The following is an 18,300-nucleotide window of genomic DNA, read 5'->3' as shown; positions in this document are numbered from 1 at the left end:
TGTTCTACTTTTGTTCTACCAACGGATACTCACTTAAAAGATTTCGAATAATCTGATGTTCTTTTTCTTTCTTCTCTTTCAAAAGATGACCATATGTTTCTGTTACCTGTTTTATATTTTTGTGACCCATTACATGAGCAACTACCCAGATATCAATTCCTTTTGCAAGTAACATACTAGCATAAGTGTGTCTAATACCCGTAGCAGTCAAATTATATGGATAAATTTCTAGTTTTTTTAGTAGCGATTGTAAACTTTGATTTACTGCGTTATTACTAGGAACTCCATACACAACATCATAGAAGAGGAAATTTTCTTTTTCCTTAATCCCTTGATTTTTATAGACAATCTTTTGTTCTTTCTTTAATAATTTCAAAACCTCAGATGTTTCTTCATCTATAGGTACATCTCGAACAGATGTATCCGTTTTGGGTGGTCTCCATTTATAATTATAGTAGCGCCTATAAGTGTGAATTATTTGATTTTCAAAATCAATACAGTCCCAAGTTAAACCTAAAATTTCTCCAAAACGCATCCCTGTTTTAAAGGAAACAAACAAAAGATAAGGAATCACCGACTTACTGTAATTGAGCTGACTTTTTAAATGAACTAAAATTTTATAATAGTCTTCAATATTGTCAATATATTTTTCGTCAGTTGTCTTGCTTTTCTTCATCCCTGAAATAATTGCACCATCAGTAAAATCAACTATATCTAATTGGTCACGTTGAGCAAACTGAACGACTTTTCGGATTTCTGAATTTAATCGCGCTACAGTATCTTTTGTAACTCTTTCAGCATACGAATTTAGAGCTCGTTGATATTGACTAAATCGAATAGAAGTTGCTGGCCTATCTTGAAAAAGTTCCTTTATCAAGTCCCCTCTCTTTTTATGCTTAAAAAGCGTTGATTCACTTTTTCCAAGTGGTCTTACAACAACATCAAACCACTCTTCCCATAACTCATATAAACTTGCTTGCGAATTAATTTTTGCACCTGACATCAACTTTAATTCAATAGCTAAAGCTTCTTTTTCTGCTTCCTTCTTCGTTCTGAAGCCACCTTTAGATGCAACAAGTTTTTTATCACTGTCCACAATTCTATAATCCCAAGTTCCACCTTTGGTACGTTGTCTAAAAGTTGCCATTAGTTACCTCTTTCATTAGATAACCAAGGTTTTTGCCAAGGTTATTATACCATAATTTCTCTAAAGTTTTCTTCAAACCATTGTTTTGTTTTACTGGCTAAAAAGAAATAGCGTCCACCTTGATTCTCAGGATATTTCACGAACCCATCTGGATTTAATTCAACATCAATTTCTTTCCGAATTTTTGAATTATTCAATACATTATCAAGTAACCACGGTCTTGAAACTGATAGAAGTTGTAGAACATCAGATAAGGACATATATCTACCTTGAGAAGAATTATATTTTAAATTATCATATTCTTTTTTATCAACGATAATTTTATCTTCTGGCAATTGTATCTCTATATTGATTAAATCAACAGTAATTTTATTTATCTCAGTCATAGAAAATTCTCCTTTTTTATGAGATAATAGCTAGAGATGATGAAAATCATCCCTATACTATTTTTCAAACAATATTACTCTTTGTTTTTAGGTCGTTTCGGGGTGATATTGTTTTTTTGATAGAACAGCTTAAAACTATCTTCAAAATACTCTTTATAATTTAATTGAGAGAGTTCTGAGCTAAATTTGTTAAGCCATAGCTCAACATCTTGGTTTGGTATGTAGTTCCACTCATACTCTTGAATTAAACGAATAATAAAATGATTACGAGCCTCTACTCCCCATATTTCCTCAATCTTTTTTAACAATGGAAAGAAACCACTACCTTTCATAATATAAGAAACAGTAGCTAATAAATAGTTGTTTCTTGAAGAAAGAGATTCTAATTCAGGGAAATGACCTGAACCTACAAACAAATCTTTTGTAAAAGGAATAGGTGAACCGTCCTCTGAATTGTAGAAACCATATTTATCAATCATCTTATTTACTATCAATTGACTAAGTTCATTTGCGTTACTAATGGTTAATAACAATGCTAAAATTTGATTACTATATATTCCTTTATAGGAAGCTTCCATACGTATCCAAGAGTCACACAGGTTCACAACGTGAACATAGCGTCCACGATTGTCAAGTTGTTCCTGGTATTTATTGTAGATGCGCAAAAGAGAATTTATATTTTTTTTCTTACTTCCTATATAGATAGTCTGAGCTACACCATTAACTTCTTGTGCAGAAATATTAGAGATGTTTTTTCTACCATTATGATTTAAAATTAAAATCTGCTTATTTTTTATGCCTTGATAAAGCTCATTAACTGTCATATCGTAATTGAAATAGTCTATTGCTAAGTCTATACGACTTAATCTAAGTTCCCAATACTCTTCATTTAGTAATTTAGCCATAATATTGACATCAATTGCTTCATTATAATATTCCTTATACGCTTGCTTGTAGTGAGATAAGGCAGACGCAGAAAATTTTACTATAATCCCCATTGTAAAATTTCTATAATGCCAAGCTATAGAAAAGTAATACGGCATATTTTTAAAAGTAAAACCATCTGTATAACCTGCAGGTAGTCTTTGTTCTGGAGGTGAATAATCTCCTAGTAGTAATGGCAATTTAAGTTTTTCAGCAATTATCTCAGCAATCTGTGGAGCTGTTTGATTCCATCTTTCTGGATATTCACCTATTGTATCTTCGGTTGGTTTGATTACAAAGGTAACTTCATCAATACTGGTCATAATGACATTTCGTTTTGCATTGTCGGATAAAATTTTTTTAATTTCATAACTTGTGTACATAGTTATTCTACTTTCTATTTTTATACGGAACGTGGGTGATTACACTACCCACATTAAAGATATTTTCCCAGTTGTCCCCACCTTCGCCTCACGTCTACAGTGAGACAACTGGAATTTTTTTATTCAAAGTAACAATTGGAACGTTCAACTGCTTTTTTTATTAATCTCTCTATAGGTATTATCTTATAACTAGGCACTACTATAAGACGACTACTTTTCCCACCTATTTTCATATATCCTACTCCTCTAGGATTATTAGAGATTATGCTCTCTTTCTCATCTGAAAAAAGCATGGATATAGTTTCTTTAGATAGTTTTCCTAAAGCGATAACTGTACCTATAGAATCTCTAGACAAGCTCAGCGAGTTTTTATGCGCGTCTTGTTGGGCAACAACTACATAAATTTTAAAGGAACGACCTAACTGTATCAGACGAGTATAATCTTTAATTGCTTGTTCACGAGCTTTTCTGTCCAGACTGTTCTGCCAAGCATTAAATTCATCAAAACAAATCAAAATAAAATTACGAGAAATATCTTGACCTCTTTGTCGTTTCTCAAGAATCTCTAAACCCTTAAATAGGATTTCTGAGACAGTCTCAAACTTCTTAAAAGCTAGAGAACTTTCTAAGAACGTAAAGTCTGAATCTGCCTTGTAATCAGCTATTAAAAATTGACTATCTGGGTAGGAATAAGCAAAGCTGGCAAGAAAAAGCTTAGTAGCAAATGTCTTGCCAGCCCCACTCGCACCAACTATCAGAGCATGCGGGACTCTCTCTACAGGAATATCCCAATCAAATGAATACCCCTCGTCAAATAGTCTCTTGTCTTTAAAGCACTTCACTTTTATACCACCTTTTAATTGTATAAGAACTCTAATTGCAGATTGATATGATACTGATTGTTATATCGTAAAATATCTCCAAAAGTTGGATTGACTATAAGGCGGTAGTTCTTGTCCGACCATTGAGCCATGCAGTTTGTTTCCCTTATATACTTGTCAAGTTGAACTAAAAACACCTGCTGAATGTAGCCTTCTTCTTCGTTATCAGGCTTACTAGCTAGCATAATGGGAAAGCTCCAAACATGAGAATCTTGTGCTGCAGAACTTCCAATATTCCGAATATAGCGACTATTAAGCAGTAACTTCTGGCCTGATAAAGAAGCTGTCTTTTCTATAACCTGCTCTATGTCAGTCCCTATGTTACCTATATACAGATTGAGAATCTTTTCTTGTATATTCCTTTGCTGTATTTCAACGTATTTATAAAAAAGCCATAACAGACCGAGAACGATGGTGAATAAAATTGTATACATTGTTTACCTTCTTTCTGACAGAGGAAGTGAAAACTTCCTCTGTTATACTATAAATCAATGACCCCTTGCACTTCTGCATTCTTTGCTCTAATAGACAATACAGAGCGTGAACCCTGACTGTAAGCTGACACTGTGCAATCTGTCAAATCTAGTTCAATAAAAGAATCAATATAAGATTCCAAATCTCGTGAATCAATGTTCTGAACCTTAATAGATTGCATTGCAAATCTACCGTTTGCCGTTCGAAAACCTAGGTCGAGAGTAGAACCAAATATCTCTTGTGTAGTATAGTCTTTCCATTCTCCGATACCTAAACATTGACCTTTAATTACCATACTCGAAATTTCCATTTTTAAAAATCCTCAAAATTTCTATAGTTAGATGACAAAGCGAAATAATTTTTGTCAATATCTTTGCTAGCTATTTCTTAGTACATGATAATCACCTTCTTTCTTACTTGCTAAGAATTGAGCAAGATTTTTTGTAAGAACTAGCTTACAGTATTATAGTAAATCATATAACCTGTATCGTCACCCCTAACAAAAAAACTTGATTTAATAGGCTTTTCAAAGCTTCCCTAATCGCTATTGACATTTCCTTTCAAAAATGCTATTGTGTGACAAATTTAATTTATTACAAGATTTTTTGTAAGAACTAACTTACAGTATTATAGTAAATCATATAACCTGTATCGTCACCCCTAACAAAAAAAACTTGATTTAATAGGCTTTTCAAAGCTTCCCTAACTGATATTGAAGTTGTCTCTCAAAAATGTTATCATGTGTACAATCTTAAATTATTAAGGAGTTCAATATGAAGAATAAAGAAGAATTATTAATTGCATGTGTTGTCTTGAATCTGGTAGAAGAACTAGATAGCTTTAAAGAATATCGAGAGTTAGAGGGAGAAACAAATACTTACCAAGCTGTCTTAAGATATGTAGAAGATGAATTGTATGGTAAAGTAGGTTTTAAAACTCTTGAAAAGATTTACTTTGGTATGCCGACATCTGCTAAAGCATATATCAGTCAAAAATCTTATAATACTATCATGAAAAATGAAGAATTTGCTGAATTAGCTGAAAATATCTACCAAGCTATTGAAAAAAATGATTCTAAAATGATGGATAAAGTTTCAAACATTATTGAAAAACGTATTGAAAATAAAGAATTTCTTAAACTGCTAGAAAGTATGAAAAAAGATAGCAATCGTCATTTTGCTTTACCTAGGCTATTAGCAAATAGGAGCTTACTATCCAAAGTTCTCGAATATCTACCTTTAGTTGAAGTGATATTTGAATCCGAAGAAAACATCGAAATATTTTCTCAAGTAGCTAATCGTCTTGACACATTTAGGATTGCTGATGAGTACGAGGATTGGGATAATATCGAGAGCTTTATCAAGGACGTACGAGAGCGAAATGGATTTGATAACTAATATAAAAAAGCCAAGTCATGCTATATGTGACTCGGCTTATTTTTCTATCTCATCTAGAAAATCAATCAAAAGTTTTGTGACCCTCTCTTGCTTACTAGGTGCTAATTTTTCCAGTTTAAACAATAATTGATTTATCAGTGGATTACTTTCGGTCAGAGAAATATCAAAGAAACTTTCTATATCTGTGTCCAGAGCATCCATGATTTTTTCAAGGGTCTTGATTTTGATATTTGGTTCAAGGTTTTCTAATTTATAAGTATATTTTAATGGTAGGTCCGCCAGCTCCTCTAGTTGCTGTTGGGTGATATTTTTTTTCAATCTCAGTAGGCGAATTCGCTTGCTGATATAGGATTGTAGGTTCGTTTTTGTCATCTCAGTACCTCTTTAAATCCTATCATACTGAAATTTGTGTCCTTTAAAAACTACTTAAAAAGAGAAAAAAACAGTTATATAGTTTTAAAAAGCGAAACAATGTGATAAAATAGCATTATAAAACTATCAAAAGGAGTTTATATGATGGATTCAAAAAACACCAGGCACCATCAAAAATTGCGTACTGGCGCAGTTATTTCAACGCTTGCAATCTCGGCTCTAGGAGTATCTACTGGGGTATCTGCTAGTGAGACTGAAGTAGCCGTTAACGAACCTGCAACTAGGGTAGTTGCTCAGGACGAGGTAATTGCTAAAGTTCCTACGCAATCGGACGTGGATACGGCTAAGGCTGAATCTGATAAGGCTAATCAGGATGTAGCGAAGCAAAAAGAAGTGGTTGCATCTACTGAAACTAAGATTGCTGATGCTGAAAAGACTATCGCTGATACTACTAAGAAAGTAGAAGAAGCTAAGTCTGTTACACCTGAAAAGGTTGCAACTGCAAAAGCCGAGGCTGAAAAGCGAGCAGATGAGCTTGCGACTGCTGAGAAAACTGTAGCTGATGCTGATAAGTCTGTATCTGCGACTGCTGAGAAGGTTGCTGACCAAACTAAGGTAGTATCTAATGCTGAGAAAACTGCCACTGCTACGGCTAATAAGGTTGCTGACGCTCAGAAAAAAGTAGATTCTCTTTCATCTACTACTGATGTTGCTCCCCTTGAAAAAGAGGTAGCTACGCTTACTAACCAAGTCGCCGAAGACACTCAAGCAGTAGAAACTGCTCAGACTAACCTTGATAATGGTAAAAAAGCTCAATCCAACAAAGACCAAGCTATCAAAGATGCCCAAACTGGGGTATCTCAAGCTGAAACTAAGCTCAGCCAAGCCACTACAGCCCTTGCTAATGCTAAAGCTGACCAATCTAACAAAGACCAAGCTATTGCTACAGCTAAGGCTGACCTAGACCGTGCCAAAGAAGAGCTTGCTGACTCAACAGTTGGAAACTATACTATTAACTTGGGTTCAGAGTATGTTTCTCTTCTTAAAGAGTACTTTGCTAACCCAAGTCAAGAGCTTTCAGACAAACTTAAAGCTATTGCATACAAAGAGTATGAGAACTTTGGAAAGATTACTTATTCTAAGGACGGAGACATTTACCGTTACGATTTAACTTACCCTCAGGCGTCTAAGAAAGACCAAAACACTAAGGTAGATATTAACAACCTTGACTACGAAACACGTAAAGATTTATCATTGTTTGCAGCAGATTTGATTAATCAGATCCGCAAACAGTTTGGTACTGGGGATGTTAAGGTAACAGAAGACTCAATTCGTATTGCAGATGCAGTTGCTCGTAAATCTACTAAAGAGTACGGTCATGACTTCAAAGCATTGGATGAGGTAGGAAAAGCTAATGGTGTCTTACTAGGTGAGCTTGCAGGGTTTAGTGATGATGCTACAGATACTGTTGCAGACCTTAAAAACCGTATTTACGATGACACCTTGTCTATGCTCTTTAACGACTCTCACGCTAAATGGGGTCATGCTACTAGCTTGAGTGGGGTACTCCCTAAAAATAACAATGTAGGGTATATGCAATACACAGGTTTAGGTTTCCGTTCTAACAACACTTTTACCTCAGTTATTCAGTACTCTAAGATTTCAGATAATGTTGTGTCAGAAAATGCCAAATTCGACAAAACAAAAATCGTAACAGCTCCAAGTACTGCTGACAAAGTTGCCAAACTTCAAGAAAAACTCTCATTGGCTCAATCAACTTATGATGACGCAGTCAAAGCCTCTCAAGAAGCTAAATCAGCAGTAGCGACAGCCCAAACTGCCTACACCAACGCAGAAACAGTCCTTGCTAATGCTCGTAAACAGTTGTCTGATTTGGTAGGTAACGAGATTGATGTTCCAGCGCTTGAAAAGGCTATTGCTAACGCTAAAGATAAACTAGCACAAGACACTAACTCTTTGCAAACTGCTAAGGAATCGCTTGCTCTAGCTAAATCAAATGCTACTGACAAGGCTAAGGCTCTTGCTGAAGCTAAAACAGCTCTTGAAACTGCTAAGACTGAAAAAGCTACAGCAGATACTGCTCTTGCAACTGCTAAAGGTGAGTTGGAAGTCCTTACTAAGGCTCATGATGTAGCAGTCTTGGCTCGTAAGTCAGCTGGTCAAGACCTATTCCGTAAACGTGAAGCGTCTAAAGAAGCTACTGACACTCATACAGTTCTTGAACTCGCTCTTACACACCGTGATGAAGTTCTTAAGGCTTTGGATAAAGAGCTTACTGATGCTAATGCTAAGCTTGGTGTACTCCGTGCTGAGTTGGAGACTGCTAAGGAAGAGTTGGCTCGCCTTGAGGGTATCGCTGAAGCTAAGGCTCGTGGGTATGAGAACTTTAAGCAACTTAAAGCCGACCATGACGCATACCTTGCTGAACAACAACGTTTGCAGGCTTTGAAAGACAAGACAGATGCTATTGTGCAGTCAGGTGGAGAAGTTAAACCTGTCCTTGATTCTGACGGTAAAGTGGTTGATGTTGTGGATGCGAAGACTAAGGATAAAGTAGTTGTTGCGACAGTAGGAACTAAAGACGATAAAACATATCAAGCTCCTGCACAAGCTACAAATACAAAAGCAGAACCTAAGAAACAACTTCCAAATACAGGGGAAAAGCGTACTAATACTGCTACTCTTGCGATTATCACAGCTTTATCTTCTATCGGTCTTGTATACCGTAAACGCAAAAAATCACAATAAAAAAATAAATCTCCTTACTAGCGTAGGGAGATTTTGTGATAAAGAAGAAAAATAATAATCTGTTCTACTTTTGTTCTACCTTTTATTTTTAAATACGATTTAGAGAGTGGCAAAACCTTGATTTATCAATATTTTTGTTACTCATTTTTACTTATTTTAACTCCAAATCGACTGTAGGGGGCATAGTATATAGTTTAGAAACGTTGTTAAATCAACGTTTCTTTTTGATTTGGTCAACTTTTGGTCAATAATTCTATTTTTTAACTAAACTCGTCAAAACAGCACGAACTTTGTTATTTTCAATATCTGCTTTTTCTTTTATAAGATGTCCATAAGTTTCAGTTATTTGTTTAATATCTCTATGACCCATTAATTTTGAAACTGCCCAAATATCAACACCCATTGCTAACATTGTTGAACAATACGTGTGTCTCAGACCTGTACTTGTCATAGTTTGAGGATGAATTTTTAAGGTCTTTAAAATTTGTTTTAAATGCTTGTTCACTCCTGCATTTGTTACAACATTATAATTCAAATCAATAAAAATCATATTTTCATTATTCGTAATCATCTCATTTTCAATGAATACAGATTGCTCTTGTTTTATTTTCTTTAAAATTGTTAATGTATCTTCATCTATTGGAACTGTTCGAACTGAATCTTCCGTTTTGGGTTTTGTCCAACGTTTTTTTATAGTATCATATCTGCGATATGTTTTTATTTCTGAACTTTCCCACAATACACAATCCCATGTGAGACCTGCAACTTCCCCTGCACGTAATCCCGTTTTTAGTTGAATTAATAGTAAATGTGGAACGATTGAAGTTGTTAAATCAAGATTGCTTTCTAAATATGTTACTAACTTTTGATAGTCTTCAAAGCTATGAATATATTTTTCATCTCTTCGCTTTTGTGGAGGTCGTCCTGAGAGTATAACTCCTTCAGTAAAATCTTCGATATTAAGCTTATCTCTTTTCGCAAATACAATCACATTTCTAATTTCCGCATTCATTCTACTAACATTGTCTCTGCTATTAGTTTCAGCGTACTTATTAATAAATTCTTGATATTCGCTTGCTTTAATTTTTAAGGCTGGTTTGTCTTTGAAATATGCTTGAATGAATTTACCACGTATTAGATGCTTATTGAAAGTAGATTCCGCTTTTCCAATTGGTTTAACTGTTAATTCTAGCCACTTTTCCCATAGAGCATAGAATGTAATATTTTTATCAATTATTGCACCATTAAGCAATTTTAACTCAAGAGCTAACGCTTCAATTTCAGCTTCTCTTTTTGTCTTAAAGCCTGAATTTGAAGCAACCACCTTTTTATTTTTATCAAAAATTCTATAATCCCATAAATTCTTTTTTCCTCGTTTTCTGAATGAAACTGACATGATTACCTCTTTCTAAAAGACGATAACCAAGATATTATCTTGATTATCGTATCATAAACTAAAGATTTCTGCAAAGTTTTCTTCAAAAAATTGTTTCGTTTTACTAGCTAAGAAATAGTACCGTCCACCCTGACTGTCTGGATATTTCACAAACCCATCTTTGTTTTTATCAATATCGATTTTTGAGCGAATAGCAGGTTGATAAAGAACATGTTCCAATAGCCAAGGTCGAGAGACTGAAACCATCTCTAAAACCTCGGATAAGCTCATATACTTCCCCTGAGAAGCCTTGTTTTTTAAGTTGAGGTATTCATCTTTTTCTACTATGATATGAGAGGCAGGCAACTGTACTTCTAAATTGTCTATTTTGATTAAAATTTTATCTGTCATATAATTTTTCCTTATTCTATGATACAATAGAAGCAGAAATAGTATTTATTATTTCCACTAGTTTTAGTTATCACTGCACTCGCTTTGGTCGGTTGAGTCTGTAGTGATAACTTTTCTTTTGCTGTCAATATTTTTTACTTTCTTAATTCTTCCTAATATATCCGAAGCGATTTTTCGAAATTCTTCTTCATTTTCTACACTGTTTAGTGAATACGTCTGTAATTTTTCAAATGCTTGTTTTGCTTTTTCTTTTAAATCACGTTTTGCTGTGTAATTCCATAATTCAATTTTGATAACCTTATTCTTTTCATCGTGAATCATTTTAATTACAAATCTAATTCTTCGCATTAGCTGATGATATTCTTTATTTTTCTTTCCAAACCACGAATCACACCAATCCCAATAACTATCTGAATTTGTGATAATTGTTAAATCATTGATGATATACGCATCTTTAAACCGTGAACTTAACTGTGTAGCTGAATCTGGTTCTAGTATCTGAAATAACTCTCGAAAAGTCATGCCACAACTTGCATCTAGTTCATTGATTACAATTGTTTTTTCCCCTTTGTAGCCAGAACCTAAATCGAAACGCTTTTTATTTATTGATGGGGTATGTGCTCCTAATCTATCACGTTCTTCTGCAAGTAAGCGTGCTAAATATGATTTTCCTGTTCCTCCTTCAGCTTGAATATAAATACCTGTATGATTTCGTTCGCCCTTACTCATACGAATAAACTCCTTATGAATAAATTCTTGTCTGTTTTCCTCAAATTGTCTTTTATTTGAATTCCACGCTTTTTGTGCTATCCGTTGAGTGAATTGCTCAAATAATTGTTGTTTTGCTTCAGTTGTAAGTAAGCCTTCTTCTGAGATTAGATAGCTTAATTCTAAACAATAATCGTCTATTTCTAGACCATTGTCAGATTTTTCTTTGCTATGATTTTTGATTTTTCCCATGATATCATCGATATAGTTTGTATTTTCTGATGAAATGACTTCTTTGACCTCATAGGGGAATTTGTGTTCTTCCATATTACGTTCATTTCTATGTGTTAAATATCGACATGCTTTTATCGAACTACGAACAAACTCTAAATTTTGTTCTCTTGAAATTGATAAGCTTTTATAAACAGATGAATAAGTATGAGCATGTTTGAAATCAATATAAAAATGGGCATGCAATGGTTTTGAACTTCCGTCATCTTTTAAATCTTTATCATGAAAAATAATATGATACCTATCATCTTCATTTTTACAATAGTCTTTAATACGTTGAACAACGGATTCACGAAAATCTTTTTCAGTTAATTTTAAATTTGCATTATGTTCATATTCAAATGAAATTTGACCAAAAAATTTTCTTTTTCTATCATTTTGATTAATCTTCATAAAAATCCTTCCTGATTTTGACACAAAATAGAGAGTGTGTGTTGATTTTGAGTTGTTGTGATATGGTTTGAATGTGGATGCACTGACGGAGAAAAACGTGCATCCACATCCAAACAAACATCATATTTTCTTGACACATCACAACATAAAAATCTTATTCATTAGACGTGAATTGTTTTAAATTTATGGTGCTGGTGTACTTGCTTACCTTCAGTAGCAGTACACCGCACCTTTATTTTTTTCTAAATGCTGTTGAGCTGAATGTTCTACTATTTTCTAATCTAATAAAATCATTAAATAAATATCTACTATCTAACTGATTTAATTCTCTTTTAGCCTGTGCTAATAATTCTTCCATAATATTATAACTTTCACAATTCGCTGGAAAAGTCCATGTTGCAACAGCTTTTTGTTCATAGTAAACAACAGTTAATGTCAATAGAGAACGGTTTGCTTTTCTGATAATTTCCTGTTTTGAATTGCTGTAGCGAGAAGATTCTTCCAAAGTTGGCTCTACATTTATCTGCCTACAAAATCGTCTCATTTGCCACGTCGCAACATATGACTTAATGCTATTTCTGAAATAATCAAATTCAGCATTTCTAAATGCAAAATCGATATTAATTATAAATAGTAATAATATAAATGATACACTCGAAATTAAACGTAGTACTGATATAAAAACAATAAAATAAAAAAATGTTTCTATATGTATTTGAAAAATGATAAATGTAGCCAAACGCTCTAAAATAAAAAATATAATAGAAACAAAAATTGTAAAATTAACTACATTGTATTTATTAAAGTATTTCGTCATGTGATTTCTTCCTTCCTGATGTTATAAGAGGGGGTTAGAAGTGGCATAATATGCGTTCGATGTTCACTATCTGTAAACTTGACTATACCTGTACCAATACCAGGTGGGACTACAATATTATCAACATTGATGTTGGGCAATAAAAACTGACAAGTATTCGCATTTATCTCACCTAAAATAAAGATACAGTTAATTTGTTCACGTACTGCTGTATTACCGCCAAATGCAGTTGCATCAAAGCGTTGGCTACATAAAATGAGTGAGATGGAGGTCTGACGGCCGAGAAGAGCAATCGTCCCAAGTAATTGCCCAAATGATTCACGAGACTGCTTAGAGCTCCCCTGAACAAGTGCCAACAGTTCATCAATAACAATATAAATGCGTTCAAACTGAGTTTTTGGATTTGTTAATAATATTTTTTGCCGTTCATATATCTTATTAATGATTCGACCCAACAATTCATTGACCTCTGTAATAAAACTGTTTAAGTTTGAACCATGTGTTGGTGCTAATACTTCTAAACCTAATTCCTTACTTAGTAAGTAAACATCAGCGATTTTAGGGTCGACGCAAATAATTTGATTTGTGAAAGATTTTAGACAACTAATCAAATAACGTAAGAAATGAGTCTTTCCTGTACCAGATGCTCCACTCACCGCCAAACTTGTCACCGCTTTCATTGGGATATTACAAATATTGTTAGCCATAATTGGGAGAGTATTTTCTGACACGTTCTTTTTAATAAAAGATGAAAGATTATCAATCTTTAACCGAGTTGGAATCCCATCAACCCAAGGAAAGAAAAATGCACGTGCTTGATTTTCATTTTTTGTATCATAAGGAACAAAAAAAGCATTATTCTGTGGTAAGAGAGTCTTGAATGGGTAGAGTATGCCAGCGCAAATTGCAAAAATATCAAAGTATAGTTTTTTGCTTAAAGAATAACTTACAGGGAGATTTGGGACGTAAAAAACGCCGGAATCATTGCTTGCAACCTTAATATCAAATGAATTTAAATAAGATGATTCATCATTAATATTGAGAGCGTTATTCAAATTTCTCAAAATAAATTGTTCTAATTCGAATTTGTTTTTACCAAATTCAGTAGTGTCAGAAACAACCGCTTCTGACACTTTCTGATTTTGGCTTTTATTCATTAAAAAAGCCATGCATTATTTTCCTTTCTTCTTAATATCTTTTGCCCTGAAATAAAGTTGTCCGTACTGGTTTTCAAAAGCTTCTAAATCTTCAAATTCAACAATATCTCCGATTTCGAATTTTGATAAATTTGGCTTATTTTCTGGTAAAAACTTGACCTTAAAAGGATTGTGATTATCACTTGCAACGTAAACTTGATAGCCTTGAATGTTATCTGTACGTTTCATTTTTTCTTTACCGTTGACAATTTCGCCCGATTTTTCAAATTCATATTGAATCTCAAGTTGTTTACCAACCAATTTTACAACTTCATCTGAAAGAGCTTGTTCTGCTAGGCTAGCACTGTAGCCATTTGTGCGTTTAAAAAATGCCATAATTGGCCCCCTTTGTTAAAAAGTATTTTAAAGTTTTGCTACGAGAGCAGTAACTTTATGAGTCTATTCTAGCAATAATTTTTTCGAAAATCTATAAAATGTGTATTTTAAATTTGACAAATCAATATTTACGATATATAATTTATGTGTACGATATACATTAGAAAGTGTTAAGGAATAAAAAATGACTAATTTAAAACTAAAAAGATTATCTGAATTTATTGATGACATGATACAAAAGTATCAAATTGAGGAAACAAAAAATATTAAAAAAAGTTTACGTAGAAAATTTGTTACAGAATTGGAAGCTATGGGACAGTGGGATAAAGCTAATTCTAAAACTTTTGGTCGAAACAGAACAAAGGTATTCAATTATGAAATTCTTGATAGATTAGAGAAACGGTGTGAACGATATTTAGTTAAGAAGAGCGGATTTGATTTTGATAAGTTCAAAGATTATAAAAGCAACATAGATAGTGAAAACTATTTTGAAGAAGCAACAGAAGATGAGCTAAAGGATATGCATGAAAGAGCTGTTTTTAGGTCATGGGCTGGTTCTATTTCAAAAGAAGAGATTCGAGATGTCATGCTAACAGCTTTATTTGAAAAATTTTTTACTTCTATTGATATTGAACAATGGCAAAAAGACAGTGATTTTTTAACAATTGTTGATGCTAATGATGATAGAGAATCTAGTTTTGAATATTACAGGGCGAAGGAACGTTATTCGTCTCACAATAAATCTGCATATTATAAGGAAAGAAAATAAATGAATAAAAAATAACCGCTAGGATGTGTGAATCTTAGCGGTTATTTATGTTGTTTAATAGGGTTGCTACTGCATCAATTATATCTGTTTTTTGTGGTTCTGGTATTTGTTCAAGTTGATTGATAATATTTTCAATTTCTTTACTCTTTTCTGGAAAACCGAAATTAAAAAATGTTTTTTCATCTACTTCAAGAGCTATAAGTATTTTATTCAGTGTTTGTATTTGAAAATTATATTTTTCATTTTCTATGTTGTGGATATGTTTCGAGCCTAAGCCGGCTAATTCGGAAAGTTTTTCTTGGCTTAGCCCTTTTGTTAATCGTAAATATCTAATTCTTTTTGCAATAAAAGTTTGTAAGTTGTTTTGATTCATAATTGTTTACCTTCACTATTATTTTAAAGATAAACATTATAAATAATAAGTAGTACAAATTACACTTGTATAGTATATAAGTGTTGAATATTACACTATATAATGATAAAATAGTGTAGTAAAACTATAAAAATTAGCTCATTTTATCAGCCATCAAAGGAGAAAATGATGAAGAAACTGAAAACCCTAACAACCTCAACCGCTATTGCGCTTGCGTCTGTTGGTGTGCCTGCATTTGCTCAGGAAGCAACTACTACAACAGCAGTTGATGCAACTGCTGTCAATGAACCAGCTCTTGTTTCAAAACCTGTAGCTGATGCAAAACCAGAAGTGAAGAAATCTTCTGATGTCAAGCCTGCTCTTGATGCTCAAGCGTCTACTGTTAAGCAAGTTGAAGCTGAGAATGAAACAGCAAAAGCTGAAGCTACTTCTGCTAACCAAGCTGTCACAACTACTGAAACTGCTTTGACAAGCGCTAAAGAGGACTTGAAGTCAGCAGAAGCTGTTAAAGCAAATGCTACAGAAGAAAATATCACTGCTACAAAAGCTAAACAAGATACTAATGTAAAAGCTCAAGAAGCCAATCAAAAAGCAACTGAAGCGTCTACTGAAGCAATTAAAGCGCAAACTGAGACTGTAGCAACTGAAACAGCTAACGTTGCCAGCGCAACAAGTAAGAAAGCTGAAGTGGATAAAACAGTAACTGCTAAAGAAGCGAATGTAAAATCAGCTGAAGACGCGCTAAATGGTTCAGGACTTGGTGAAGCAAAAGCCTCACTTGCCCAAGCAGAAAAAGATATTGAACAAGCAAATGCGAATATCTCAAGCGCAACAACAGCTGTCGAAACTGCTAAGAAAGCAGATAGCAACCGCGCAGAAGCCATCAAACAAGCTGAGAACAATGTGAATGTCAAAAATGACGCCTTGAAATTAGCGAAAGAAATGATGGACGCCGACCAAAATAAAGTGGATTCTATCCAAGAAAAAGCCGATGCTACAGCGTCTAAAGAAAAAGAAGCGCAAACTGCCTTAGATGCGGAAAAAGCTAAGTTGAATAAATCTGAAGGAATGAACATTCCAAATCCAACATTCACTATTCCGTCAAATGTGTATAATGGATTTTCAACAGATGTATTGAAATCAGCTGGTGTGTCTTCAAATGTTGTCACATTTGGACAACTATTAAAATTAGAAAAAGCTAACAAAAACAATGCAATTAAAAATGATTTAGATGATTTGATTCTCAATTCTGTAGCTGATATTGTTAAACAATCAAATTCTAATGTCAAATATGATAAAACTGATGTAAATCGTCCAGTTGATATTGACAATTTGACAGATGCTCAAAAACTTGAAGTCTCAGAATTTTACGTCAATGGATTGAAACAAATCAGAAATGCATTTAAGGATTCATTCAACGTAGAATCAGAAACAGGAACAACTAAAGAAGCTGTTAATTTAGCATCAACACAAGCTAAAAAATATGAAGAACGTGGATTAGACCCAATGGTTCATGGTCACGTACCTAATGCTGTTGAAAACGTTGCTTCAATGCGTTCTGATATTTCAAATATGTATGAACTAAAACAAGCTGTATACAACAATTTGATGTTCACAACATATCTTGATGGCGTTTCAAATGCTGATAAACGTCGTCCATGGGGACACCTTTATGCAAACTTAAACTTTGCAAAATATGTTGGTATTGATGTAGCTAATATCAATGGTCGTCATTACATGATTACAGCATTTTCAAATGAAGGAACTCCAGTTTCTAAATCCAATGAACTTGCCCAACTTGAAGCAAAACTAGCTGAAGCACAAAAACAAAACAGCCAAGCTCAGACTGCTCTTGCAAACGCTAAAGCAGAATTAGCAGAAGCTTCACGCAAATATGCTTCTGCACTTGAAGCTAAAACAGAAGCTGAGAAAGAATTGGCAAGCAAATCAGAAACACCACTTCAAACAGAAGTCGCTGAAAAGAACTTGCAATTGGCAAATCTTGCTTTGAAAAATGCACAAGAACGTAAAGCAACTGCTGAAAAAGCTGTTGAAAACTTCTCAAGAAGCCAAGCAGAAAAACAAACTGCTCTTGAAACAGCTAAAGCTGAACTAGCTACAGCCAAAACTGCCCAAAAAGATGCTGAAACTGCTCTTACAAGTGCGCAAACAAAATTACAAGCTGAAGAAAACAAGTTGAAAGCTCTTCAAGATCAACAAACGAAGCTCCATGCAGAAAAAGACCAATTGGTGTCAGATGCAAAAGCAATTGCAACTGAATTGAGTGCTTATCTAAACGCAGATAAAAATCTTGCAGATGCGCAAGCAAAAGTAGCTAATTTAGAAACAAAATTAACTCAAGCAAAATCTTCTGCAAAATTGGCACAAGATAAATTGGATGCCGTTACAGCTAAATTGAAAGCCGAACAAGCTAAATTAGCTGAAATCCAAGAAGAATTTGATAAATTGGTAGACTTAGAAAACAAAGCTAAAGAAAATCTAGTCGCAACTCTACCAGACGGAACTGTTGTTGCTGTACCTAGAGTAGATTCAGATTCTAATACTTTACCTACAGAAAATACTGAAAAAAATGTTGATAAAACAAAACCAGCTTCACAATCAGGTAAAGATGTTGCTTTGGATGCTAAAGAAGATGTTGTTGCGAAAGATAAAGAACAAACAAAAGATAAACAACAAACATATTCAGCTCCAGCTGTTAAAGCAGGTGCAGATGAAAAAGTGACATATTCACGAGTAGAACGTTCAAAATCATTACCAAATACTGGAGAGTCATCAAGTGTTGCAATGTTGGTATTCGGTGCAATTCTTGGAACATTTGGACTTGTAACAGTACGTAGAAAAAATTAGAATAATAAAAAAATCTTCTTATCATAAATA

General features: G+C 33.8%; 18 protein-coding genes. 4 read left to right on the top strand and 14 right to left on the bottom strand.

Going from position 1 to position 18,300, the window contains the following annotated elements; genetic code table 11:
* Positions 1–4: 4 nt before the first annotated feature.
* The 6 genes from O3636_RS01835 to O3636_RS01810 form a co-directional block, all read right to left on the bottom strand.
* Positions 5–1,147, bottom strand: a complete 1,143-nt coding sequence (locus O3636_RS01835) for a site-specific integrase (protein WP_371641472.1) — start codon at positions 1,145–1,147, stop codon at positions 5–7.
* A 44-nt stretch (positions 1,148–1,191) separates the two neighbouring features.
* The gene (locus tag O3636_RS01830; protein ID WP_371641471.1) at positions 1,192–1,533 is read right to left on the bottom strand and encodes a DUF771 domain-containing protein; all 342 of its coding nucleotides are present in this window, start codon (positions 1,531–1,533) and stop codon (positions 1,192–1,194) included.
* 74 nt (positions 1,534–1,607) lie between these two features.
* Positions 1,608–2,840, bottom strand: a complete 1,233-nt coding sequence (locus O3636_RS01825; RefSeq protein ID WP_371641470.1) for a replication initiation factor domain-containing protein — start codon at positions 2,838–2,840, stop codon at positions 1,608–1,610.
* Positions 2,841–2,959: 119 nt separating this feature from the next.
* Positions 2,960–3,682 carry a cell division protein FtsK gene (locus tag O3636_RS01820; protein WP_371641469.1) on the bottom strand — a complete coding sequence of 241 codons (723 nt, stop codon included), beginning with the start codon at positions 3,680–3,682 and terminating at the stop codon, positions 2,960–2,962.
* Positions 3,683–3,696: 14 nt separating this feature from the next.
* On the bottom strand, positions 3,697–4,155 hold the full coding sequence (locus O3636_RS01815; RefSeq protein ID WP_371641468.1) for an RNA-binding protein: 459 nt from the start codon (positions 4,153–4,155) through the stop codon (positions 3,697–3,699).
* Between the two features lie 47 nt (positions 4,156–4,202).
* Positions 4,203–4,490 (bottom strand): hypothetical protein, encoded by a 288-nt coding sequence (locus tag O3636_RS01810; RefSeq protein ID WP_371641467.1) that lies wholly within the window; start codon positions 4,488–4,490, stop codon positions 4,203–4,205.
* A gap of 478 nt (positions 4,491–4,968) precedes the next feature.
* Here O3636_RS01810 and O3636_RS01805 point away from each other — a divergent pair, with 478 nt between their 5' ends.
* The gene (locus O3636_RS01805; protein WP_371641466.1) at positions 4,969–5,592 is read left to right on the top strand and encodes an epsilon-antitoxin; all 624 of its coding nucleotides are present in this window, start codon (positions 4,969–4,971) and stop codon (positions 5,590–5,592) included.
* Positions 5,593–5,628: 36 nt separating this feature from the next.
* Here the strand turns inward: O3636_RS01805 and O3636_RS01800 are convergent, their stop codons facing one another.
* Positions 5,629–5,964 carry a helix-turn-helix domain-containing protein gene (locus O3636_RS01800; RefSeq protein ID WP_371641465.1) on the bottom strand — a complete coding sequence of 112 codons (336 nt, stop codon included), beginning with the start codon at positions 5,962–5,964 and terminating at the stop codon, positions 5,629–5,631.
* Positions 5,965–6,105: 141 nt separating this feature from the next.
* Here O3636_RS01800 and O3636_RS01795 point away from each other — a divergent pair, with 141 nt between their 5' ends.
* Entirely contained in the window at positions 6,106–8,733 is a 2,628-nt protein-coding gene (locus tag O3636_RS01795) for an SEC10/PgrA surface exclusion domain-containing protein (RefSeq protein ID WP_371641464.1), read from the top strand.
* Between the two features lie 253 nt (positions 8,734–8,986).
* On the opposite strand, the gene O3636_RS01790 is transcribed toward O3636_RS01795, so the two are convergent.
* From O3636_RS01790 to O3636_RS01765, 6 genes are all read right to left on the bottom strand, one after another.
* The gene (locus O3636_RS01790; RefSeq protein ID WP_153193065.1) at positions 8,987–10,129 is read right to left on the bottom strand and encodes a site-specific integrase; all 1,143 of its coding nucleotides are present in this window, start codon (positions 10,127–10,129) and stop codon (positions 8,987–8,989) included.
* Between the two features lie 51 nt (positions 10,130–10,180).
* Positions 10,181–10,519 carry a DUF771 domain-containing protein gene (locus tag O3636_RS01785; protein WP_153193064.1) on the bottom strand — a complete coding sequence of 113 codons (339 nt, stop codon included), beginning with the start codon at positions 10,517–10,519 and terminating at the stop codon, positions 10,181–10,183.
* Positions 10,520–10,582: 63 nt separating this feature from the next.
* Positions 10,583–11,911 carry a Rep family protein gene (locus O3636_RS01780; RefSeq protein ID WP_153193063.1) on the bottom strand — a complete coding sequence of 443 codons (1,329 nt, stop codon included), beginning with the start codon at positions 11,909–11,911 and terminating at the stop codon, positions 10,583–10,585.
* A 232-nt stretch (positions 11,912–12,143) separates the two neighbouring features.
* A complete protein-coding gene (locus O3636_RS01775; RefSeq protein WP_153193061.1) occupies positions 12,144–12,728 on the bottom strand; it encodes a hypothetical protein in 585 nt (194 codons plus the stop codon).
* The gene (locus tag O3636_RS01770; protein ID WP_153193059.1) at positions 12,725–13,897 is read right to left on the bottom strand and encodes a cell division protein FtsK; all 1,173 of its coding nucleotides are present in this window, start codon (positions 13,895–13,897) and stop codon (positions 12,725–12,727) included. Before O3636_RS01770 ends, O3636_RS01775 begins: the two co-directional genes overlap by 4 nt.
* Positions 13,898–13,900: 3 nt before the next feature.
* On the bottom strand, positions 13,901–14,260 hold the full coding sequence (locus tag O3636_RS01765; RefSeq protein ID WP_102211522.1) for a hypothetical protein: 360 nt from the start codon (positions 14,258–14,260) through the stop codon (positions 13,901–13,903).
* Positions 14,261–14,444: 184 nt separating this feature from the next.
* Here O3636_RS01765 and O3636_RS01760 point away from each other — a divergent pair, with 184 nt between their 5' ends.
* Positions 14,445–15,029, top strand: a complete 585-nt coding sequence (locus tag O3636_RS01760; protein WP_153193058.1) for a hypothetical protein — start codon at positions 14,445–14,447, stop codon at positions 15,027–15,029.
* 34 nt (positions 15,030–15,063) lie between these two features.
* On the opposite strand, the gene O3636_RS01755 is transcribed toward O3636_RS01760, so the two are convergent.
* On the bottom strand, positions 15,064–15,402 hold the full coding sequence (locus tag O3636_RS01755) for a helix-turn-helix domain-containing protein (RefSeq protein ID WP_061417958.1): 339 nt from the start codon (positions 15,400–15,402) through the stop codon (positions 15,064–15,066).
* Between the two features lie 168 nt (positions 15,403–15,570).
* On the opposite strand from O3636_RS01755, the gene O3636_RS01750 reads away from it, so the two are divergent.
* Positions 15,571–18,270, top strand: a complete 2,700-nt coding sequence (locus O3636_RS01750; RefSeq protein ID WP_371641463.1) for an SEC10/PgrA surface exclusion domain-containing protein — start codon at positions 15,571–15,573, stop codon at positions 18,268–18,270.
* Positions 18,271–18,300: the final 30 nt, after the last annotated feature.

Origin of the sequence: Streptococcus sp. 27098_8_76, assembly GCF_041432315.1 — a bacterium.
In the GTDB taxonomy this organism is placed as follows: domain Bacteria; phylum Bacillota; class Bacilli; order Lactobacillales; family Streptococcaceae; genus Streptococcus.
The sequence above is the reverse complement of the archived record's forward strand: the minus strand, read 5'-3'. Positions and strand labels throughout refer to the sequence as shown.